We start from the raw sequence: 23,346 nt of genomic DNA on the forward strand, positions 1-23,346 counted from the left end.
TATATAGATTGAATTGATTAATATTTATCTTTACCATAGATTTTGTTTATACCACTTATGACTATAGTTCAATTAGAATACATTGTTGCTGTTGACACCTACCGCAGTTTTGTTGTAGCTGCCGAAAAATGCTTTGTTACCCAACCCACGCTAAGTATGCAGATACAAAAGCTGGAAGATACGTTAGGCGTAAAACTTTTCGACCGGAGTAAACAGCCTGTAACACCAACCGAGATCGGCGTTGACATTATTCAACAGGCACGGGTATTATTAGGCGAGAGTGAGAAGATCAAAGAGATCATATCCGACAGGCAGCGTGAGCTTTCCGGCGAGTTAAAAGTGGGCATCATTCCAACCATTTCACCTTATATTTTACCTAAGGTGATAAAAGGATTTATAGATAAATATCCGCAGGTAAAGCTGGTGGTCTGGGAGCAAACTACCGAGCAAATTATTCATCAACTAAAACTGGGCACCTTGGATTGCGGCATACTTTCTACCCCGCTACGCGAGCCGTCTTTGAAAGAGATACCGGTATTTTACGAGAATTTTGTGGCGTACGCATCAAAGAATAGCAAACTATTTAAAAAGAAAAACATATCGCCGGATGATATTGATATGGAAGAAATATGGGTGCTGAATGAGGGGCATTGTATGCGGGAGCAGGTATTAAATATTTGCCAGCGACGCAAAACCACGCAGGGCTTCCGTCATTTTGAATATAATACCGGCAGCGTTGAAACGCTAAAACGCATGGTGGAGCAAAACAACGGCGCTACAATATTACCCGAACTATCGCTGGCCGACATGAGTGAAAAGCAAATAGAGAAGGTGCGCTACTTTAAATCGCCGGAGCCAGCGCGTGAGGTAAGCATCGTAATCCAAAAAAATTATTTAAAGCGCCGTATGGTTGAAGCTTTAAAGAATGAAATATTAGAGCTGGTGCCTAAACGTATGCGCTCTAAAAAGAAAAAAGAGGTGATGGAGATTTAATAGACCAATTTAAAGTGGGGTTTAGCCCCACCTTTTTGATTTTACCAGCACATATTTGCCCCCGCCCAAAAGTAAAATTACAACCAGTGATATGGTGAGCTGGAAAAGCTCCAGCATGTCTTTAAACTTTTGTCCTTCGGCAAGCTCGCTAATTCCGGCCACCAACATAGTGAAAAGCATAAGTATAGCTGCGAGGCGGGGATAAATACCGAGTATCAAACAAATGCCGCCAAACAGTTCGGCTACCATGGCCATAAATCCCCAGAAAGCAGGCAGGAAATTGATGCCTAAATGCTTCATGCTGCCACCCAAAAGCGTCCATAGCTCTGGTCCGCCATTTAGCTTTGGAAGGCCGTGTACAATAAATACTATACCAATGCCTACGCGAAGGATAAACAAAGCAACATCTAATTTTTTAGCCATAATAACTTATAGTATCTTCAAATAAAAATATTCCCTCAATGCTTGGCCCCAATGACCAATGACCAATACAAATAGCTTAATGTGCTTCCAGCCAGTTGCTGCCGGTGCCGATCTCCACTAATATAGGCACTTCGGTTTTAATGGCATTGCGCATATGCTCTACAATAATAGGTTTAACTATCTCTATTTCATTGTTCGGTACGTCAAACACCAACTCGTCATGCACCTGCATGGTCATGCGGGCGCCCAGTTTTTGTGCTTTTAACTCACGGTGAATGTTGATCATGGCAATCTTGATCATATCAGCCGCCGAACCTTGTATAGGCGCGTTAATGGCATTTCGTTCAGCAAATCCGCGCACGGTAGCGTTAGCCGAGTTAATATCGCGCAGGTAACGGCGCCGCCCCATCAGCGTGGTAACGTAGCCGTTCTCGCGGGCAAAGTTCATAGTATCGCTCATGTATTGCTTTATACCGGGAAACTGCAAAAAGTAGTTCTCAATGATCTCAGCAGCCTCTTTACGTGGTATGCCTAAATTTTGCGATAAACCAAAAGCCGATTGCCCATAAATAATACCAAAGTTAACGGCTTTTGCGTTCCGGCGTTGCGTGCTGTCAACCTCTAACACAGGTACACCATAAACGTTGGCCGCTGTAGCGGTATGAATATCTATCCCTTTAACAAAAGCATCCATCATGTTAGCATCCTTGCTGATCTCGGCAATGATACGCAGCTCTATTTGCGAGTAATCGGCAGATATAATGGTGTGGTTCTCGTCCCTCGGAATAAAAGCCTTACGCACTTCCCTGCCCCTTTCTGTACGGATAGGAATATTTTGCAGATTGGGATTGGTTGAACTTAACCTGCCGGTTGCCGCCACAGCTTGGTTATAGCTGGTATGCACGCGTCCGGTTTTTTGGTTAACCATGGTAGGCAGTGCATCAACATAGGTTGATTTCAGTTTTTGCAGCTGGCGGTAATCCAGAATATCGCGTACTATATCACTTTTGGCAGCTAATGATAGCAGCACATCCTCCCCAGTTTGATACTGACCGGTTTTGGTTTTTTTGGCTTTAGGGTCAAGCATCAGCTTTTCAAACAGCACCTCGCCTAATTGTTTTGGCGATGCTATATTGAAACGCACCCCCGCTTTTTCGTAAACAGTTTTTTCTAATTGAGCGATGTCTTTTTCCAGCTCCTTAGAAAATTCATTTAAAGTATCGTGGTCAATACGTACGCCTTCATGCTCAATATCTGCCAGTACATAAATTAGCGGGTTTTCAATATTATGCAGCAACTCCACCGCCCCGGCAGCTTTTATTTTTGGCTCGAAAACTTCTTTTAATTGCAAGGTGATATCAGCATCCTCTGCGGCGTATTCTTTTATTTTTTCAAGTTCCACATCGCGCATGCTGCCCTGGTTCTTTCCTTTCGGACCAATAAGCTCAGTTATTGATACCGGTTTATAGCCCAGATAATTCTCACTCAAAACGTCCATGTTGTGGCGGGTGTCCGGGTCAATAACGTAATGCGCCATCATGGTATCAAACAGGTCGCCTTTAATTTCAACATCATACCATTTCAGCATCAATATGTCGAATTTTAAATTCTGACCAATTTTGCCAATGGCGGTATCTTCCATCACTTCTTTAAACTCCTGCACAATGGCTTTAGCCTCTGCCTCGGTTGGCGGAACAGGTACATACCAACCCTCGCCCGCTTTAACTGAGAATGATAGGCCTACCAACTCGCAGTTGTTGGCGTCGGTGCCGGTAGTTTCGGTATCAAAACAAAAGCTTTTTTGTTGTTTGAGGATGTTGATGAGTTCAGCGCGTTTTTCGTGCGTTTCGGCCAGGAAATACTCATGCGGCGTATTGTTGATATTCTTACCGGCCTCAACAGCGGGTTCTTTAATATCCTGCACATCTACAGTAAGGGTGCTACGGCCTTCAGCCACGGGCGCGCCAAACATGTCAATCTGTGTACCGGCAGATACCGCCTTTATTTCTGTGATGCTAAAATCATCTCCAAATACCCTTCGGCCTAAGGTTCTGAACTCTAACTCGGCAAACAGCGGCTCCAGTAATTCTTTACTTGGAGCGCATATTTCCAAGCCTTCTTCGTCCAGTTCAACAGGAACATTTAATAATATGGTGGCAAGTTTCTTAGATAATAAACCCTGCTCGGCATAGGTTTCTACGTTCTCGCGTTGTTTGCCTTTCAACTCATGACTATGAGCAATGATCCCTTCAACCGACCCATACTGTTTAATGAGGGCTTTAGCCGTTTTCTCGCCAATGCCGGGTATGCCGGGAATGTTATCCACAGCATCGCCCCATAAACCTAATATGTCTATTACCTGCTCAACGCGCTCTATTTCCCATTTTGCCAATACTTCTTTAACACCTAATATCTCCATCTCGTTACCCATGCGGGCAGGCTTGTAAATAAAGATATTGTCTGATACCAGTTGGGCAAAGTCTTTATCGGGTGTCATGCAATAAACCTGGTAGCCTTTTTGTTCGGCTTTTTTGGCGAGCGTTCCGATTATATCATCGGCCTCATATCCATCAGAAGTAATTACGGGTATGTTGAAGCCTAATATCAGCTTTACAACATAAGGCAGCGCTTTGGAGAGGTCCTCTGGCATAGCCTCGCGGTGGGCCTTGTAAGCTTCAAATTCGGTATGTCTTTCAGTTGGTGCATCAGTATCAAAAACCACAGCCATATGGGTAGGGTTCTCTTTCTTTAATACATCCAGCAGGGTATTGGTAAAACCCATCACTGCGGAGGTATTTATACCGCCCGATGTAAAACGCGGCGATTTACTTAAAGCAAAATGCGCTCTGTAAATAAGCGCCATACCATCTAAAAGGAATAATTTCTTCATGATCTGATTATTGCACGAATTGCGCCTGATTTTTCCGAATTGCACGAATTGCTTATCGATTAAAATCTGAGCGCTTTACGCAAAAATAGTATTTATGCCCACATTGCAGGCATTTATTAAGCAACCTTAAAATGCAACACATTTACTAAACATTTACAGCATCAGCATGTTACCTAAACAAAAAACTTTACTATGAAATGGTTTGGTGGTAAGCAAACAACTGATTACAAAGAAAGTAGCGGCGGCGGCCGAGGCATGTTAATGGGCGGCGGCATATTGGGTTTGATAGGGGCGGTTATCTATATGTTCACCGGTATTAATCCCGGGCAGATCCTTAACCAGTCTGACAATTCGGACCAGATAACCACGCAGCCCGGCGCAAGTACCGACCGTAACAAACAATTTGCCCGTGTAATTTTTGAGGGTACCAACATTGTTTGGGATAGCCTTTTCAATACCATGAACGAGCGTTATCAGCACCCAACCCTGCATGTTTTTGAAGAAGAGGTGAATGCCGAGGGCTGCGGTTATGCATCATCGGCAACTGGTCCGTTTTATTGCCCTGCCAACGGGGAGGTTTACTTGGATATTTCATTTTTTGATGAGCTGGCCAACAAGTTTGGCGCTCCCGGTGAGGCTGCCAGTGCTTACGTAATAGCGCATGAGGTGGGGCACCATGTACAGAACCTGATGGGCACATCAGAAAAAATGGAAGCTGCCCGTAAAAGAATGAGCGAGACCGAGTACAACAAACTCTCTGTAAAACTGGAGCTACAGGCTGATTTTTACGCAGGAGTGTGGGCTCATCACCAGGCATTAAAACAGTATAACAAGATTGTATTTGAACGGGCGGATATTGATTCGGCCCTGAATGCCGCGAACCAGATAGGCGACGATAGACTACAAAAACAATATCAGGGCCGCGTTACTCCCGATAGCTTTACCCATGGCAGCAGCCAGCAACGTATGTACTGGTTTAAAAAAGGTTTTGAAAGCGGTGATATTAGAGAAGGGGATACTTTTGCAGCAGTTGAAGAATAATGTTACCACAAATTACCCCATTAGGTGATGTGCTTTGACAAGGCCATTTTTGAACCAATTAATTTAGGTTGATCATTTTCGTGACATCACGAAAATGACTTATATTGGCAACCAACCCCAAACGAACCATTTTGCTAACGTCAGTAAAATGGTTCGATGGTTTACTACATGTATGAATAGTGTTTTGCGTAGAGTTTCGTTTTTATTTACTATTATTCTTTTTTACGCCTGTTCCCCAAAAGTGCAACCACCCAAGGCCGTTCAGCCACCTGATGCGCCGCCGGTTCCTGTTGTAACCAAGCAGTACGAAACAACTGATAAGTTTTATACTACCAAAACCGACTCACTTCTTGCTATCATTAAGCAGGAAACACCCGCCATGTTGTATGACAGTACGGGAGCTATAGCAGTACCGTCTGAATGGGTAGCTTCTGTAAATTATGGCATCCGCAAGGCTAACTATGTTATCATCCATTACACTGCGCAGGATTCTATACAACAAACGCTGCGCACCTTTACTTTGCTTCGTACAGAAGTAAGCGCGCATTATGTTGTAGGTAAAGACGGCAAGATCTTCCACATGGTTAATGATTACCTGCGCTCTAACCATGCAGGTGCCGGTAAGTGGGGAAGTGTTACCGACATGAACAGTTGCTCTTTAGGTATTGAGATAGACAACAATGGCCGCGAACCTTTTACCGATGCGCAGATCAATAGCCTTTTGCTTTTGTTGACGCAATTAAAAAAAGCTTATAACATCCCAACGGCCAACTTTATTGGCCACCAGGACTATGCACCTAAACGCAAACCAGATCCAGGTCCGCTATTCCCGTGGAAAACTTTGGCCGACAAAGGTTTTGGCTACTGGAGCGATGCCGTTTTAGTGCCTGCGCCGGTAAACTTTGATTATACAACGGCATTGCGGTTGATTGGCTACGATACATCCGACCTAAATGCTGCCATCATTGCCTTTAAACGTCATTATGTGCAGCAGGATAACAATCCACAGTTAAGTCCGCTGGATTTGAATGTGTTGTATAATGTATATAGAAAGTATTAGTGGGCTTAAGGTTGGTCGCCTGCCGAAAAGTTTGAACCAAAGGTTATCCAAGGAGTTAATAATCACGTTGAATTTACGCTAAAAGAAGAAGATACTTACTTGCCGTCGGTTTTAACCGACGGAAGGATAAGCGACAAAGGGCTTTAGCCAAACGTGGGACTTTTTACGCCGCGCGCTCTTCTCTCAGCCTGATTTTAAATCCGGACTAACATCAATCCACCACCCTAATCTCCGGCTTTACCTGTTTTAAACCTGCAATAAGGCCTTCCGCATCAATTGCCGATACATAAAGTTCATCCCACTTGTTATATTTTATGGCGATACCTTTTGTTGATAAAGCCGGCTTTACGCCGCTGGTAATGGTTTTATTTTTAATGACTTCGGTAATGGCATTTATTTTAATTGACCCTTTTATCAGGGCTGATCTGTAAAGTAATTCATCACCAATAATTTGATACCAGGTATCAAACCACATCCAGGTAAGATACAAAATGCAAACACATAGTAGCAGCGCCATTACATAAACGCCGTCAGCAAAGCTTATACCTGCAAACGCGCCCAAAACCGGAAACATGGCGCCGAAAATCCATCCTTTACTTGAATAAAATTTCATGCTTTTAATTTTAATGTGATAATGTTCAGCGCAGCTCTTTTATCAAATAGTTGCCTTCAACTGTAATGTCGCCGTCAATGGCTTTCTTGTTTACGCTAAAGCTTATGCTTTTAATAAAAAGTTTAACATAAAATTTTTTGCCTGCTTTAGTTAGTACCATTTCATCTTTAACCTTCCTGATGTTGTTATGCCCTGCATTTTGATCAAGCTCTGTTTCAATCAGGGTTTTGGCAATCGTTTCAATATTGAAACTGTATAGCTCCCCGTCAATCAAAAGTTCCATAATGCGGCCATTCTGTCTAACGTTACGTTTGAAAGTCAGGTTATGGTCTTTCACAGTTGCCGAGTCTGCTTCAAGTTTAGGCACTATGTAGTCAAACCCTTTAATGTCAAACACCTGGTCATCAGGCGTAAAGGTGTAGTAATAATTTGTTGTGGTTGGTTTATCAAAGTATAAGTTAGTGTAACTACTCAATCCTAAATGCTGTATCGCCCAATCAGTTTTGCGTCTTTTCAAAATATATCTGCTTAGATAATAATCATGCTTTTCTTTTTTTGATATCGAATCGCTCACCGCTTGCAGGTCCTGTTTGAGGTAGGGTTGCAATGAAGTCAAATCATGCTCACTTACCAGATACTCTATTTTTCTTACCGCTTCGTCGCCTGCTACAGAATCTATCTTGGCAGTAATTGGCTGCAATTTGCCATTTTGAAAAGCGCCATGCTTTTTAAAAATATTAACAAGTATGCGTGTTTGCGAGTATTGAGATACAGAGAATGCACTTTGCGGACCGTAAACAGATAACAACGTTAATACGGAAAGTGAACCAGGTATTACCTTTATATTTTGCTTTTTAAAGAGCAAAAAGTAAACAGATATAAATAGCAGCCAAACAGCCAGTACAATTAAAAAGTAACGTTCTTCTGTAACGCCATACTTAAATACCCGTGTGCCTACGGCAACAAATAGCAAACCAAGCAGCGGCAGCATTAAAAAATAGAAGCTTTTGGCATAGGTTTTTAGCCACTTATTTTCTTCGCGTTCGCGTATGGGGTATACCAGCAGCAGGGAGAGTATGCCAAAAACCGCATAGCCTAATATTATGTTAGACACGTATCCTTTAGGCAGGCTCCATTGCAGCAATATTTTGGCTTCATAAGCCAGTAATATCAATACATAAACCGTAGCCAGCGGCACCAATACATACTGAGTAAATATTTTTAATCCTTTAGGATAAGAATCGTCCTGATCTAAAGCAGCGGTATCAACCGGCACGCCCGCCAAAAAGAACAAGGTATTGAACATCCCAACAATCCATATCCAAAGGATCAGGAATGCATCAGACTCAAATTTAAAATTGAATAAAAAGTTCAGGGCTCCCATAGCTGCGGCCAACCCAACAAATAATACCGCGCTGTAAAGCGCGCTGGTTAAAATGCGTAAAAACAGCGTTTTGTTAAACTGCCAGAAACCCTGTATATTCCCTTTTACTGTAAATGCAGCGTAAGCAACCAACAGGTGAAATGATAAGCTAAGTAAAAGGAAACGTATATAATCGCTTTGCCTGTAATAGGGGTTGATCAGCAGGCAGCAGCAAGCCGCTATTAAAATTGCCCCCAACCTGAACAGATTTGCTTTACCCGCGCTAATTTGTCGGCTGCGAGTAAATAAAGTAACCGCCAAACTAAGTAGTAATCCCAGGTTAGCAGTCATTATAATACGCATGCACCAGCTTTCGGCAACCGGCTTTATATTATCAAGTTCAACATTTATGGTGGCCGCTATTGTACCCATAAGTGCAAATACTACTTCAAGCGGGTATAGTTTTATGGTGTTTTTAAAACCTTCGGTAAGTGCTTTTATAGACGGAAATTTCATTGTGTTAGGGTTGCGGTAGTTTATTAATCTTATCTAATGTACAAAATCTACGTCGATACAGTAATAAAAACATCGCCCCAAACGCTACTCAATTGCTTTTCACACATTAGTGCTTATATTTGCGACTGAAAAACATCATTTTTTTACATACGATGAGAGAAATACAGTTCAGAGAAGCGCTTCGCGAAGCTATGCAAGAGGAAATGCGCAATGATGAAAACATATACCTGATGGGTGAAGAAGTTGCCGAATATAACGGTGCTTACAAGGTTAGTCAGGGTATGCTGGATGAGTTTGGCGCTAAACGTGTTATTGATACGCCTATCTCTGAGTTGGGTTTTGCCGGTATAGGCATTGGCTCGGCCATGAACGGTTTAAAGCCGATCATCGAATTCATGACCTTCAACTTCTCGTTGGTGGCAATTGACCAGGTAATTAACGGTGCTGCCAAGATCATGTCAATGAGCGGCGGTCAGTTCTCGGTTCCAATTGTTTTTCGTGGCCCTACCGGTAACGCGGGTATGTTAAGCTCACAGCACAGCCAGTGCTTTGAAAACTGGTATGCCAACTGTCCGGGTTTAAAGGTGGTAGTACCTTCAAATCCTGCTGATGCGAAAGGTTTGTTAAAATCTGCCATTATTGATCCCGATCCTGTTATTTTTATGGAGTCAGAATTGATGTATGGCGATAAAGGCCCGGTTCCTGAAGAGACTTATTATATAGAGATAGGTAAAGCTGCCGTAACCAAACAAGGTACTGATGTTACTTTGGTAGGTTTTGGTAAAATAATGAAGGTAGTTAACGCTGCAGCTGCGGAACTTGAAAAAGAAGGTATCAGCGCTGAGGTGATTGACTTACGTACCGTTCGCCCAATTGACTACGCTACGGTAATTGAGTCGGTAAAGAAAACCAACCGTTTGGTATTGGTTGAAGAAAGCTGGCCATTGGGTTCAATTGCTACAGAGATAGCCTTCAAAGTACAAAAAGACGCGTTTGATTATTTAGACGCACCGATATTACGCATTATGGGTGGCGATGTGCCGCTACCATACGCGCCAACATTGATACAAGAGTATCTGCCAAATGCCGACAAGGTAGTAAAGGCAGTGAAAGAAGTAATGTACGTTACAAAATAATACAGCTAACGCCTCCGGAAACGGGGGCGTTTTTGTTATTTACCAATTTTTATTCAATCTTCTGTCATTCCGAATAAGGAGAAGCGTTGGCTTGTGTGTTGCGCGACGAGGAATCTTTTCGAGGTAATAATAGCCCACATTCCATGTCATTCTACTCAAAGAAGACTACTTTCGAATCGACGGCACAACGCATCTTTGAAAGGGTCTCTCCTCAATCCCCCGCGGTTGCTCGCTTCGTTAGTCGGAATGACGTCGCTTTGCAATAAAAATCCCTTTAAAAAATAAAAGTCCCCGCACACTCGCTGCTTGGGGACTTTCAACCTAAACCTTATCACAATGTGGGGTAGAACCCACAGTCCTATTAACGTATGTTTTTACCATTTAGTTGTACACGATTACGTTTTATTCCATTTAGTGATATTAAAATGACAATCAAGGTTTAAACACCTAATTTTTTTGTGATGTTGGTCACACTATTTGGATTTGTTTTAAATAAGAATTACATTTGAGCTCCATTTATTAAGGTATGAAGCTATCGCAACTTGAAGTAGGACAAAAAGGTATAGTAAAGGAGTTTACCGATCTTGAAATGTCGGTAAAGTTGATGGAGATGGGTTGCCTGCCCGGCGAGGAAATACAGGTTGACCGCATTGCCCCGCTTGGCGATCCTATTGCTATCCGGGTATCGGGTTATCAGTTGAGTTTGCGTAAGCTGGAAGCTTCAACCATTATATTACAAAAGAACTAATTGAAAGCTGATATACGCGTTGCACTTGTTGGAAACCCAAACACAGGTAAATCAACCCTGTTTAACGTATTAACCGGTCTCAATCAAAAAATAGGTAATTTTCCGGGCGTAACGGTTGATAAAAAGGTGGGCTATACCCACCTGCCTGATGGCCGTACCGCCGAAGTTGTTGACTTACCCGGCACCTATAGCCTTTACCCTAAAAGTCAGGACGAATCCATTGTATTTTCAGTATTAGCAGATCGCTCGAGCTCGCACGTGCCTGATCTGGTTGTGGTGATACTGGATGCTACCAACCTGAAAAGAAACCTGCTGCTATATAGCCAGGTGGCCGACCTCAAAATACCCGTTATTGTTGCCCTTAATATGATGGATATGGCCAATAAGGCCGGCATCAGCATTGATTTTAACGCACTTTCTGATAAATTAGGTGTACCTGTAGTGCCAATAGCTGCAAGGAAAAACGAGGGTATAGAGCAACTTAAAAGTACAATCTCATTCGCTAATAAAATAGCGTTACAGCAAAGCAGTATTGACGTAAGAAGCATTGCGCCCGAACTGGTTGATGCCATCAGCGCTGAGCTGCAATTGGACAACCCGTACTTTGCCCTGCAACTGGCGCATCAGCATGAACATTTAAAATTTCTGTCGAAGGAGCAATCAGACAGAATAGAAGAACTGGAACTGCAGCACGGCTTTCATACGCAAAAAGCACAGGGAGCAGAAACCGTTGCCCGTTATGCTTTTATTAATGACCTGCTGTATGATACGGTTAAAACACCTTTCAATCCGCACGACGAAACATTTAGCAACAAAATAGATAAGATACTTACCCATAAGGTATTTGGCTTTGTTATTTTCTTCGCCATATTGCTGTTCATGTTTCAGGCCATATTTTCGTGGGCATCGTACCCAATGGATCTGATAGAAAGCTTTTTCATGTGGGCGCAGGATAGCCTTAACGACACCTTGCCTCCCGGCCCGCTTACCAGCTTATTGGTTGACGGCGTTGTTGCCGGTTTGAGCGGTGTGCTGGTATTCATTCCGCAAATTGCTATACTGTTTGCCTTTATATCCATACTGGAAGATACCGGCTACATGGCCCGTGTTACTTTTATGATGGATAAAGTAATGCGTAAGGTAGGTTTGAATGGCAAATCTGTAGTGCCATTGATAGGTGGTTTTGCATGCGCGGTGCCATCCATTATGAGTACCCGCACCATTGAGAACTGGAAAGACCGAATGATCACCATTATGGTTACACCATTAGTGGCCTGCTCTGCGCGTTTGCCAGTTTATACCTTACTGATAGCATTGGTAGTTCCTAATGATACCATATGGGGCATTTTTAGCCTGCAGGGCCTTGCTTTAACCGCCATGTATGTGTTTAGCTTATTGTCGGCAATCATTGTGGCATGGGTGTTTAAATTCATTTTAAAAGCACGCGAACGTGGCTACTTTATAATGGAGTTGCCCGTATACCGCATGCCAAGGTGGAAGAATGTGATCTTCTCCATGTACGACAGGTCTAAATCTTTTGTGTTCGAGGCAGGTAAAGTGATCATAGCCGTATCTATCATTTTGTGGGTAATGGCCTCCTATGGTCCGGGCGACCGCTTTGAAAAGATAGAGCAAAAATATAAAAGTACCGAGTACGCTTTCAATTTTACCCCGGAAGAGATCAGCACGCTGGAAGCTTCTGAAAAATTAGAGAACTCTTACGCCGGTGTGTTAGGGCATTTCATTGAACCGGCTATCCGTCCGTTAGGGTACGACTGGAAAATTGGTATAGCCTTAATTACATCATTTGCTGCACGCGAGGTTTTTGTAGGCACCATGGCAACCATCTACAGTGTTAGCGGCGGCGATGGCGATACAGCATCCGTACTTCAAAAAATGCGCGATGCCAAAAACCCTAAAACGCAGCAGCCGGTGTTTACCGTTCCGGTGGCTATGTCGCTCATGATGTTTTATGCATTTGCTATGCAGTGTGCAAGCACTGTTGCCATAGTATACCGCGAAACCAAAAACTGGCGCTGGCCGGTAATTCAGCTAACTTACATGACGGTGCTGGCTTATGTAATAAGTTTTATTACTTACCAACTGTTAACGCACTAATCAGTTTAAAGCAATCCTTGTTGCTCAAGTGCCTTGCGCCGTTCCTTTTCCTGGCGCTTTATTTCGCGTTTTTCCTGGCGTATCTGTTTATTGGTTTTGCCCGTGCTGTCAATGTTTTTAATGCGGAGTTCTTCCTCGCGTTTTAAACGATCCTTCAGATTTTCGGCAACCGTGTCTTTTTTACCACCACCAAACAGACGCTGAAAGAAGCTCGGTTTTTTCTCCGGCTCTTCGTTAGCTGGTTCCGGAATATCAATGATGCTCTCATCCGGCGAGCCATTCAAAATTTGCTCAGCCTGTGCCGAATCTACCGGCGCAATTTCATGGCGCAGGCCTTCACGTAATCTAACACCGTAAAATCCATAGGCACCCGTAGTGTCACGCGGTATATGATGCGACATCGCCATTAGTTTTCCTAACGAGTTAAAGTAAAATATGCGGCTTGGTCTTAACGTGCCATCAGGTAAAAAGGCGTAAAGGCCTGTGCGCGGGCTTGGTACTATACTGGCCAGGTAAATACTCTCGCCCAGGTCAAGCTCCGCCGGTGTTTTGCCAAAGTAATAGCGGGCAGCTTCTTTTATACCGTATATGTTATTTCCCCATTCAATAATATTAAAGTAGATCTCCAGCATACGGTTCTTCGTCATAATATTATTGTTCTCTATCATCCACACAATCAATATCTCCTCCATTTTACGGGCAAGGGTTTTTTCCATGCTTAAAAAGGAGTTTTTAACTAATTGCATAGACATGGTACTACCGCCACGTTTGAAAGCCTTGGTTTTTATATCAGTAGCTATTGATTTGCGTATGGCTTCCTCAACAAAGCCATGGTGCTGGTAAAATGTAGGATCTTCGGCCGTCATCACCGCGTTGCGCAGGTAGGGCGATATCTGGTCCAAAGGGGTATATTCCGGGTTTTGCGGCCCAACTATCATGGTACGCACCGGTTTTCCTTTTACGTATGGCGTATACTCAAACGGGCGGTTCAGTTTGCTCAAATCGGTACGGCCGTATTTTAATATTTTAAAGTCTGGGTCTTTCTGCAAGGTAGAATTGAAAACTACCGCATCGGGGTTTTGCATATCCAGACTAAAATCAAGCGTGTAGTTCAATTTGCCGGCAACCTTTATACCTTCAAATGATTCAAAAGTACCATCTGGGAACGAGTCGAAAATATCCTGTGCACTCTGCCAGCCCGTATTTAGTTTAAGGTCATACAGCTTTTTAGGCGAGAGTGTGTATTTCAGATACGGATGGGCCGTCATTTTTTTAAGGTGAATAACTGATGAGCTATCCAGCGCCACAAAATTGGTTCCCACCATTATATCCGCATCCAACGATCCGTTTTGCACCACAATGTCGCTTGATGAAAGGCCTTTATGATTGATCAACAGGTTTTTCACACCAAATGAACTTGCAATACGAGTTTCGCCCTCGCTGTGGTCAACATCATCCAGCTTAATGTTCATGCTTTCAAAGTTGATGCGGGCCTTGTATCGGTTCTGTATAAAAGGGATCTCCACCTTGCCGCCGTCGGCATACAGCTTCACATCAATTTCCTTGTCTGATGGTTCCATCTTTCCGGCCAGATGCCAGGTAGCTTCGCCATCATTTACTTTAATTGTTGAGGTAAGCTCACCATTGTCAATTACAGCCTGTTGCGTTAGCAGTTTCAAACTGGTGCTGTCCTTAGTGTAGGAGATCATAAAATTTTTCATGTCCAGATCGTCGGGGATCTTATACAGCACCTCGTTGATGAGGTTATTAGCCAGTAAAGAGAGGTCGGCTTTGGTTTTGGCAGTGGTGTCTTTTTTCTTTTTAAAAAGGAAATCAAAGTTCTTTACCCCCTTTATATCGGTAAGGTGTACAAAGCCATTTTGCAGGTTAACGTCGCCCAGTTTTACCTTACCTAAAATAAGCGGCAATAATTTAACGCTCACTTCAAAATGGTCAATGCGCACCAGGCTGTCGCGCTGTTCGGGCACTATGGTTATACCATCGCAGGTAACAGTAGCCAGGCCAGTAAACCGGGCATTGGCAATGTTCAAATCAAGCTGGTAATCTCTTTTTGCTTTCGCTTTAGCTTTAACCAGGGCGCTCTGCAAAAAGGCTTCGCGTTTATTATAGGCTACAATGCCTGCAATTATTAAAATAACCAATAACGAAGCGGCAACTATAGCGGCAATACGAACATATTTAGGATTAAGGCGACGCATCAAACAAATTTCTCCAAAACTAAATTAAATCTCCTCCGTTACAAACGTAAGGTTGCTTAAAATGTTTCCTTGCCTTAAGGTTAAGCCGCGGGTATTTAGTAAAGATAAAGTGTTGTTTATGGCAGATCCGGTAAATTTCATTATCTATTTCAGTAAGGCATTAAACCTCATGACAGATCCTGAACTGCAATTCCTGTTGGAGCAATCGCGCCGCAATAATATGGCTGGTAACGTAACCGGTATGCTGCTTTACCTTGAAGGGCGGTTTTTAACCAATATTGAAGGTAGGTTTATGCAACTTTTGGAAGGGCCTGAGCCGGAAGTAACCAAAATATTTAACAGTATAAAGCAAGATGACAGGCATGATAAAATAATTCTGCTGAAACAGGGCTTGTTGGAGCAACGGCTGTTTGATAAATGGAGCATGGGCTTTAAAAAAATAGCCGCCGGCCAAACCGGCGATATTCCTGGCTTTTTTAATGTAGATGCCGGCTTTTTGGAGCAGCACATGCGCCATGAGCAGCATGAGGTACTCAATTTCTTCCGGTCTTTTTACACCATAAACAACGAGAAGCCATTTTTTTAATGCATATGCTGACCAATAGGTCATATCGTGTTTTTATAAACTCTTTACAGGCAGGCGTTGTATATATTTGCTAACCCCTAAACTTATCTTTAAATAAGAATGGAGAAAGTAGCTGCCGAAGAATTTTTAAGACTTTACTGTGAAAAGCATCACATTGCTGATGTTAAAGGGGCATTATTAAAATGGCTGGTTGTGAGCTGCAAGGAAAATACCAGCCTTAACGCGCACGTGCAAACAAAAGAATTTACCGAGTTTTACGACGAGCTAAATAAAATGATTACCTGCGTTTACACAGCATACCGTACTAACGTTTAATCCCAAACTGATCAATATTATTAGCCGGCTCCTGCCTGAATATCAGGCTTAACTGCTCATATAACTCAGGGTGGCGTTGCTGAAAGCGTCCGGGTTTTTCAAAAAAGTATTCGGAAGCAACAGCAAAAAACTCGGCCTCGTTGGTTAAAGCATAAGGGTCAATGTCTGAGCGGCCATCTTTAATGCGGTGCATTTCCTGATGCATTAGTTTAAGCCAGGGCTCGGCGTAAGCATTGGGCAGCAGGTTTTCTGGTACACCATCTGTAGCGCCATCAGTTTTATCAACCAAATGCACAAACTCATGAATAGCTGTATTTTGATTACCGGATTGTGAGGAAAAGCCTTTTACCAGCGCGCTGCGCGACAGCAGCATTTGCCCGTTCATATACCCTGTACCTACCATGCCCATAATATTGCGGTTGTTGCCTTCAAACTGGTATTCGTTATCAAAAGTGTCCGGGTACAAAATAACATTGGTAAGGTTAGGGTACTCCCAATCGCCAAATGCAAAAACCGGAATAACCGCGCTTGAAGCCACCATTATACGGTCGGCATCAGTTATTTCCAAACCTACACCTTCAATGTTTACATATTGAAAAAAGCGGGCCACCCTGCTTTCAAACTGCTTTTTATCCTGAGGCTCTAACTCGCGGTAGTATTCAATGTGTGTATTTAATAAGGTTACAAGCGATCTGTCAAGCACTTCTAAAGGCTCACTGATAACAGGTTTGTTTTTACGTTTAAAGATGATAAAAGCCAAAATGGCCAGTAGCGGTATTACAATAAGGAAGTATAAAGTCACGGCGTTAGCTGTTTAATAGTGTGCGTTATGTAACCGTTTTAATTCATCAATGTTTTTATTGTGAGGGACGTTTAGTTACAAAATCTAAAAACCGCCCCACTGCATAAGTTGAAAGCTGACCGCCTGGACCGTTCAAATTATAATCAAAGCCATGCGTGGCCCAGGGTAATTTGAGCCAAAAATGTTTTATGCCGTTTTGCTCCAGCTTTTCATTGAGGCGGCGGCTATGTTCATAAGCTACCAGTACATCATTAGCCCCATGAATGATGAGGGTAGGTGGCGAGTTGGGGTTAACAAACGCAATGGGCGAACTTGCCGCATAGTTTTGGGGCACCTCGGTATAAGTTCCGCCAAGGTAGTTTTCCATCACCGCGCGAGAGTCCATCACCAGCGGATTAGCCGGCAGCGAATAGCCCCAAACCATATCTGCCGGTCCGTAAAAATCAATAACGCCTTTTATACCTGCATCTTTTAAAGTATATCCCGCCAGCAAGGCTATCTGCGCGCCTGCCGATCTTCCTAACAAAACAAATTGTGTGGTATCAATATGCAAACTATCGGCATGTTGGCGTAAGTAATTCAAGGCGTTTTTAACATCCTCTATTTGTAACGGACTTTTATACTTTGGGGCCATGCGGTAATTAATGGCAGCTACATTGTAACCGGCTTTAGCCAGGTAAGTGTTTAACTCTGATAATTGTTTACTGTCACCGCTGCTCCACGATCCGCCGTGTATAACCACAACGCAGGGCTTGTTACCCTTTGCATGGGCGCTGTAAAAGTCGAGGTTAAGCTGTATGTCTGTATAGTTTGCGTAAGTGAACGTTTTATAAGAGCTGTTCTGTACAGATGAGAATAGTTTAAGCCAACTAAAAGGCTTTTGAGGTGGAAGAGTACTTTTGCCAAAGCTTGCGTCCATTTCATCCGGCAAGGTAGCCGCAACCTTGTAAGCGCGTGCAATGGGCGATAAAAACAGTAGCAAAGCTAATATCCCTGCTATGCTTCCTGCCATATTGTACTGCCTCATCCAAAAGCCTGTGAGTAATACAACAATAGTTATGGCTACAAAAACCAGCGGATATTCTGTTACGGCTATGGCCATTAGCCACAGGTAATAAGCAGGCGCGTTAAAAACCGCCAAAAGCGAAAGCAGGAACAGCGCGATGGGTATAACCAAACGTATCATTCCGGCCTTAATCTTTTATCAGTTCAACTTCAGCAACCGGACTAAACAAATAGACCCTTTTTGTAGCCACTTCTGTGCATTTATAGCGCTTTCTCAGCTTTTCTTCTTTACGGAACACACGGCCATCCTTTATTTTGAACAGCGCATGTACAGGTATTTTCTCTACCGTGTGTACATCTTCTTTAGGTGCATCATACTTGCGTAAGGAGCGGTACAAGCCCAGGTCAGAACAACTGGAGGCAGCAGGGTTATTCAGGTAACTTACAATGGCGGCCTTAACATCAGGCGGAAATATTTCCTTTTCAAAAAAAGGCTGCATCATGCGCTTAAAGTTGTTTTTCCACTCGGTGCCGTGCGGTTTGGCCTTGTGCTTATGCTCGTTCCAGGTATGCAGGTGCGCAAATTCATGTACGGTGGTTACCAAAAACGCATAAGGATTAAGATCATAATTAACTGATATACGATGCCCCTTTCCATCAAACGGAGGGCGGTAATCACCAAACTTGCTGTTGCGGTTGCGCGAAATTTTAAACTCGCACTTAAAATAATCTATCCAGCGGCCAATTAGCGGAGCCGCGTCGGGTGGCAGATAGCGTTGCAGTACTTTTACTTTGTCCAAATTTTACCTCGACGGTAAAGATAACACTTTGCAAACCAGTTTAAAAAACCATGGCACAGGGTTTGACTCATCTATTACAATTAAAAATATATCATGATGAAGCGGATATTAATAGTTGATGATAATGTGTTCATGGTAGAAGTAATGACCTATATATTAAACAGTAAGGGCTATGAAGTTACTGCCTTGTACACCGGAAATGAAGTATTTAATACTATTAAAATAGATCACCCCGACCTGGTAATATTGGACCTTGGTCTGCCAGACTTTGACGGACGGGATATTTGCAAGCTACTTAAATTGAATACTTCTACTAAAGACCTTCCGGTAATTTTATGTTCGGGGGCCGATAATCTGGACGAAGCTCTACAATTACCCGGCGCGCCCAACGATGTTTTACATAAGCCATTTGATATAGATGTGTTTATGCAAAAAGTAGAATACCAGTTGGCCGCGTAACAGGTTTTTGTTAACTCGCTCAAACACTTGCACTTTACAAACGTTCTGTTTAAGTTTGATTTGCAATTATAGCCGCCTTCCCTGTCATTTTCCTTAAAATTAACTGAATCATGAAGACCAGGATCAACCTCATCGTCGCTATTATTTTGATGTGTATTGTGCATTTAAACACTGGTTGGAATGAAACAATTGAAGAAAACATAAGGGCCAGAGCGCCGCTTAACGGCCGGTATTTATTTGTTGCAGTACCCGGAATACGCGATTATTTGGGATATGGAGGCCACGGGTTGCTGGTATTTGATATTAATAAGGGCCACAAATTTGTAAAACGTATTGAAACACACGGATTGCACCCTAACGGGCTTCCCTCCAATGTTAAAGGCATAGCCGCCAGCACAGCGTTGAATAGTATATACATTACTACCTGGGAATCTATACAACGGATAGATATTGCTACAGGTAAACTGGTTTGGGAAAAAATGATACCCGGCGGGTGTGACAGGCTGGCGGTATCGCCGGATGGAAAAACCATTTATCTTCCCGCGTTTGAGGGCCACACCTGGACGGTTTTAGATGCCAAAACCGGCGATGTTATTAAAACACTGGGCGGTTTCAATAAATCTCATAATACGTTATACGGCCTTTCGGGTAAGAACGTGTATTTATCAGACATTGCCAATACCGTAGTTAAGGTGGCCAATGCAGAAACCAACCAAATTGTATCGCAGATCGGTCCGTTCTCGGCACCTGTACGCCCTTTTACCATCAACGGAGCCGAGAGCAAAATATTTGTGAACTGTAATGATCTGTTAGGATTTGAAGTAGCTGATATTAAAACCGGGCAACGCACGGCTAAGGTTACCGTGCAGGGCTGGGATAAAGGAACCGTACGCAGGCACGGATGCCCAAGCCACGGTATAGGTTTAACGCCCGATGAAAAAGAGATTTGGCTTTGCGACGGGTTTAATATGCGGATGCACGTGTTTGAAAATAAAGAGCCTTATCAGCAATTAACTACCATCCCGTTGCGCGACATGCCCGGATGGATAACCTTTAGTAAAGACGGCAAATATGCTTACCCGTCAAGCGGCGAAGTTATTGACACCAAAACCCGCAAAGTATTGACAACGTTAGCAGACGAGAAAAATAACGCGGTTGGCAGTGAAAAAATGATTGAGGTGTTTATTACCAATAACAAAGCCACTTCCATTGCAGATCAGTTTGGCATTGGGCGAATAAAGTAGCTTTATAATCAATGTAAAATTGTAATGTAACCGTTGCGCTGCAAGCCTTTTGCCCCATCAGTTTTAATAACATAATAATACGTTCCTGTAGGGAGTTTCTTTCCGTTAACGCTGCCGTCCCAGGCATTGGAGTATCCTCTGGAAAAGAATATAAGCGATCCGTTACGGTCAAATATATTGACAATACAATTTGGAAAGAAAGAGAGTTCGGGTATGGTCCAAACATCATTTATGCCATCGCCGTTAGGAGTAAAGGTATTAGGTATTTTAATATCAGCTGGTAGTGTAACGTCCATAACAATTTCGTCTGTGGCTTTTGGTACTGCACACGGAGCATTTACAGTTACAATGCATTTCACCCTATCTCCACTTTTTAATATGTTTGTAATAAAATAAGGTTGGTTACTGCCATAATTAACATTGTTTATTTGCCATTGATAAACAGAAACAGTTAGAGAACTGGTTACCGAAAATTTAACATCCGTAGCGCCGTAAACCTTTGTGGATGGTGTTGATATTGATAGTTGTGCATTTGGAGGGGTGGCAATGTTTACAACAACACTATTAGAGGTAGCAGAAGGGATTGCCAGGCATGGTGAGGTGGTGTTGGAGAGTGTACATGAGATCTTGTCGCCATTGTTGAAGCCGGAATACGAAAATTGAGGAACTGAGGTTGTTCCAACCAATATATTATTTACCAACCATTCATATTTGGGCTGGCTGCCTTCATTAACAGGTGTTGCAGTAAATGATATGTTAGCTCCCTCGCAAAAAGTTCCGTTAGCCATTTGTATACTTACACCCGGCGTAAGCATTGGTTGAACCGATACACTTAAACTGTTGGACAGTGCTGATGCTGAACAACTGCCTCCTTGGGTAACACGGCACTGAACAACGTCTGTAGCTTGTATGTTGTTAACAGTAAGTTTGTTATTGTTGGTGCCTTGTGGCGAGCCATTAACTATCCACTGATAAACAGGATTTAAACCCGCGTTTAAAGTAGTGGCGGTAAACACGGCTGCCCATCCGTTACAAACCGAATTATTATCTGCCGCAATAGTTACAGTAGGCGGTACCGGCGCTGTAACGGTTAGTACCTGAGATTTCGGTACAGCATCAATATAAAGTGCACTGCCGGGCTGCGTAACTGTAATTGTGGTTGTGCCCGTGCCGGCTATGTGTATAACACCCGTTGCCGATATAGTGGCTACGGCAGTGTTACTGCTACTATAAAAAAGCGGCTGTAAAGTATTAGAGGTGGTATTAACAGAGAAATCAGCATCGCAAACAAGTTTTGCGGGCAACGGAGGGAAGTTAATGGTCTGTACCTGCTTAATTAGATAGGTTCTGTTTACGGGTGCTGCAGCCAGAAATCCGGCTGTTTCTGGTTGATTAGCGGTTATAACTGTAGTTCCTGGTGCTATTACCTCTATCTGCCCATCAGCCCTAACGTATGCAACACTGGGGTTGCTGCTTGTATAAACAATCGGAGTTTCATTATTATTGCTTGTTGCGTTGGTGATCAGTATATTGCCCGGGCCTATTTGAGGAACAACCGGCGTAGGAAAATTGATCACAGCCTGAGTTTTCGCTATTGTGTTGAGCAGAACAGTGATAGTACCCGCCCCATTATTTCCAATTATTATATCCGGCCTGAAATCGCCATCTACGTCGGCTGCTGCTGAGGCTCTTGGCCAGTTCCCAATGGGGAAATCAAGTTTGCCGGCAAAACTGATGGTGTTGGTAGTACTGTTATTCATTAAAACGGATACTGAGTTATCGCCCTGATTAGTAACTAAAATGTCGGGCTTGCCATCTACATCAAAGTCGCTAACGGTGCTGCTGAAATTCCATTGACCGGTAGCATAGTCTTGCCTTGGTGAAAATGAAAAGCTTCCGGGCGAACTTATATTTTTAAATACAGATACATTGCTTGAGTAATTATTTGCCACAGCTATATCTAACTTCAGGTCGCCGTCAAAGTCAGCTATTACAGCGCTCTCCGGTGAACTGCCTGCAGGCAGACTTACATTAAGCGCAGGCGAAAAATCAATATTATTTATTGTTGATATATTTCTGAATAAGTTTAGAGATCCTGATTGGCAGGTTACTATAAGGTCAACATTTCCGTCAAGGTCCAGGTCGCCTACAGATATACCGCGGGCATCCAGCTCCGTAGCAAAGTTTTTAGCAGGATTTAACGCTATAGTTCCACCTGCAGGCGTTATATTTTGAAAAACTGAAACCGATTTAGAAAGATAGCTTTCATTAGTAACAATAATGTCGGGTTTGCCGTCGTGGTTGCAATCAGTTATAGCTACGTGATAGGGGTTTTGTCCGGTGCTGAAAGTTAAGGCATTAGCAAAATTTATCTGGCCATTAATACCTGTGTTAATAAAAACAGATATTTTATGCTCCATAAAATTTGTGGTGACAATATCCGGCTTGCCGTCGCCATTCAAATCATCAATTGCTATACCTGTGCCCTCCAACCCGGTCTTGCTAATTGCCACCAAAAAGCTTGGTGCGCCTACTGTACTTGTGTTTTTAAATATAGTGAGGCTGTTACCGTTACCAACCGAAGCAATATCTGCCTTGCCGTCATTGTCAAAGTCTTTTACCGCAATGGCATTAACTCCAACATTAGCTATGTTTGTTTTCACTTTAAATGAGCCGGCATTAATAGGAGGGCTAAGGTACAATGGCATATAGGCTCGTGTTGAGTAAGCTGTTAGGCCATTGGCTGTGACTGATATTTGCTTATAAGAGCTATTTGCCGATAAAACAACTATCTCGTTGGTATTACCGTTCATAATTGAAGCTTTTTCGGGACCAACATAAACCACATTGTCTGAAAAATTTGCTTCAAAATTGAAGCCTCTTATTGTAATAGGGAACCCTATCCCTCCTTTTTCGGGACTTACAGATGTAATGATGGGTACCTGCGCGTAAACCTTATTAAAAGTTATTAAAATAAGGGCAATTAATAAGGTTCGGTTCAACGCTTTGTTTTTT

Annotated in this window: 19 protein-coding genes; 10 read left to right on the forward strand and 9 right to left on the reverse strand. The window is 42.9% G+C overall.

Annotated elements, in window-relative coordinates:
• The first annotated feature begins 57 nt into the window (after window positions 1–57).
• Complete coding sequence (locus CLV57_RS02220; RefSeq protein WP_100339727.1) at window positions 58–993, forward strand: hydrogen peroxide-inducible genes activator; 936 nt, start codon at window positions 58–60, stop codon at window positions 991–993.
• 21 nt (window positions 994–1,014) lie between these two features.
• Here the strand turns inward: CLV57_RS02220 and CLV57_RS02225 are convergent, their stop codons facing one another.
• Together CLV57_RS02225 and polA are read right to left on the reverse strand one after the other, a co-directional pair.
• Window positions 1,015–1,416 (reverse strand): DoxX family protein, encoded by a 402-nt coding sequence (locus CLV57_RS02225; RefSeq protein WP_100339728.1) that lies wholly within the window; start codon window positions 1,414–1,416, stop codon window positions 1,015–1,017.
• Window positions 1,417–1,492: 76 nt separating this feature from the next.
• Window positions 1,493–4,306 (reverse strand): DNA polymerase I, encoded by a 2,814-nt coding sequence (gene polA, locus CLV57_RS02230; protein WP_100339729.1) that lies wholly within the window; start codon window positions 4,304–4,306, stop codon window positions 1,493–1,495.
• A 192-nt stretch (window positions 4,307–4,498) separates the two neighbouring features.
• Between polA and ypfJ the strand changes: the two genes are divergently transcribed.
• Together ypfJ and CLV57_RS02240 are read left to right on the forward strand one after the other, a co-directional pair.
• Window positions 4,499–5,347 (forward strand): KPN_02809 family neutral zinc metallopeptidase, encoded by an 849-nt coding sequence (gene ypfJ, locus CLV57_RS02235; protein WP_100339730.1) that lies wholly within the window; start codon window positions 4,499–4,501, stop codon window positions 5,345–5,347.
• Window positions 5,348–5,588: 241 nt separating this feature from the next.
• Window positions 5,589–6,407, forward strand: coding sequence for an N-acetylmuramoyl-L-alanine amidase (locus tag CLV57_RS02240; protein ID WP_245856827.1), 819 nt, complete (start codon window positions 5,589–5,591; stop codon window positions 6,405–6,407).
• Between the two features lie 211 nt (window positions 6,408–6,618).
• Here the strand turns inward: CLV57_RS02240 and CLV57_RS02245 are convergent, their stop codons facing one another.
• Window positions 6,619–7,020, reverse strand: a complete 402-nt coding sequence (locus CLV57_RS02245; RefSeq protein ID WP_100339732.1) for a PH domain-containing protein — start codon at window positions 7,018–7,020, stop codon at window positions 6,619–6,621.
• A gap of 25 nt (window positions 7,021–7,045) precedes the next feature.
• Complete coding sequence (locus CLV57_RS02250; RefSeq protein WP_100339733.1) at window positions 7,046–8,899, reverse strand: DUF4153 domain-containing protein; 1,854 nt, start codon at window positions 8,897–8,899, stop codon at window positions 7,046–7,048.
• A 152-nt stretch (window positions 8,900–9,051) separates the two neighbouring features.
• Here CLV57_RS02250 and CLV57_RS02255 point away from each other — a divergent pair, with 152 nt between their 5' ends.
• The 3 genes from CLV57_RS02255 (at window position 9,052) to feoB (ending at window position 12,901) form a co-directional block, all read left to right on the forward strand.
• Window positions 9,052–10,035, forward strand: a complete 984-nt coding sequence (locus CLV57_RS02255; RefSeq protein WP_100339734.1) for a pyruvate dehydrogenase complex E1 component subunit beta — start codon at window positions 9,052–9,054, stop codon at window positions 10,033–10,035.
• Window positions 10,036–10,561: 526 nt separating this feature from the next.
• Window positions 10,562–10,783 carry a FeoA family protein gene (locus CLV57_RS02260; RefSeq protein ID WP_100339735.1) on the forward strand — a complete coding sequence of 74 codons (222 nt, stop codon included), beginning with the start codon at window positions 10,562–10,564 and terminating at the stop codon, window positions 10,781–10,783.
• On the forward strand, window positions 10,784–12,901 hold the full coding sequence (feoB, locus tag CLV57_RS02265) for a ferrous iron transport protein B (RefSeq protein ID WP_100339736.1): 2,118 nt from the start codon (window positions 10,784–10,786) through the stop codon (window positions 12,899–12,901).
• Window positions 12,902–12,906: 5 nt separating this feature from the next.
• Here the strand turns inward: feoB and CLV57_RS02270 are convergent, their stop codons facing one another.
• The gene (locus CLV57_RS02270) at window positions 12,907–15,120 is read right to left on the reverse strand and encodes a biosynthetic peptidoglycan transglycosylase (RefSeq protein ID WP_100339737.1); all 2,214 of its coding nucleotides are present in this window, start codon (window positions 15,118–15,120) and stop codon (window positions 12,907–12,909) included.
• Window positions 15,121–15,238: 118 nt separating this feature from the next.
• Between CLV57_RS02270 and CLV57_RS02275 the strand changes: the two genes are divergently transcribed.
• Together CLV57_RS02275 and CLV57_RS02280 are read left to right on the forward strand one after the other, a co-directional pair.
• Complete coding sequence (locus CLV57_RS02275; protein WP_157799043.1) at window positions 15,239–15,706, forward strand: BLUF domain-containing protein; 468 nt, start codon at window positions 15,239–15,241, stop codon at window positions 15,704–15,706.
• A gap of 99 nt (window positions 15,707–15,805) precedes the next feature.
• A complete protein-coding gene (locus CLV57_RS02280) occupies window positions 15,806–16,021 on the forward strand; it encodes a hypothetical protein (RefSeq protein WP_100339739.1) in 216 nt (71 codons plus the stop codon).
• On the opposite strand, the gene CLV57_RS02285 is transcribed toward CLV57_RS02280, so the two are convergent.
• Genes CLV57_RS02285 through CLV57_RS02295 form a run of 3 tightly spaced genes read right to left on the reverse strand, consistent with a single transcriptional unit; the run spans window position 16,011 to window position 18,628 of the window.
• Window positions 16,011–16,823, reverse strand: a complete 813-nt coding sequence (locus CLV57_RS02285) for a M90 family metallopeptidase (protein ID WP_100339740.1) — start codon at window positions 16,821–16,823, stop codon at window positions 16,011–16,013. The two genes, CLV57_RS02280 and CLV57_RS02285, sit on opposite strands and share 11 nt — an antisense overlap.
• A gap of 55 nt (window positions 16,824–16,878) precedes the next feature.
• A complete protein-coding gene (locus CLV57_RS02290) occupies window positions 16,879–18,009 on the reverse strand; it encodes an alpha/beta hydrolase (RefSeq protein WP_100339741.1) in 1,131 nt (376 codons plus the stop codon).
• 7 nt (window positions 18,010–18,016) lie between these two features.
• Complete coding sequence (locus tag CLV57_RS02295) at window positions 18,017–18,628, reverse strand: SprT-like domain-containing protein (protein WP_100339742.1); 612 nt, start codon at window positions 18,626–18,628, stop codon at window positions 18,017–18,019.
• A gap of 93 nt (window positions 18,629–18,721) precedes the next feature.
• On the opposite strand from CLV57_RS02295, the gene CLV57_RS02300 reads away from it, so the two are divergent.
• Together CLV57_RS02300 and CLV57_RS02305 are read left to right on the forward strand one after the other, a co-directional pair.
• Window positions 18,722–19,087, forward strand: a complete 366-nt coding sequence (locus CLV57_RS02300; protein WP_100339743.1) for a response regulator — start codon at window positions 18,722–18,724, stop codon at window positions 19,085–19,087.
• Window positions 19,088–19,197: 110 nt separating this feature from the next.
• Window positions 19,198–20,331, forward strand: a complete 1,134-nt coding sequence (locus CLV57_RS02305; RefSeq protein WP_100339744.1) for a YncE family protein — start codon at window positions 19,198–19,200, stop codon at window positions 20,329–20,331.
• A gap of 8 nt (window positions 20,332–20,339) precedes the next feature.
• On the opposite strand, the gene CLV57_RS02310 is transcribed toward CLV57_RS02305, so the two are convergent.
• Window positions 20,340–23,333: an FG-GAP-like repeat-containing protein gene (locus CLV57_RS02310; protein ID WP_100339745.1), complete on the reverse strand. Its 2,994-nt coding sequence runs from the start codon at window positions 23,331–23,333 to the stop codon at window positions 20,340–20,342.
• Window positions 23,334–23,346: the final 13 nt, after the last annotated feature.

Source organism: Mucilaginibacter auburnensis (assembly GCF_002797815.1).
GTDB lineage: Bacteria > Bacteroidota > Bacteroidia > Sphingobacteriales > Sphingobacteriaceae > Mucilaginibacter > Mucilaginibacter auburnensis.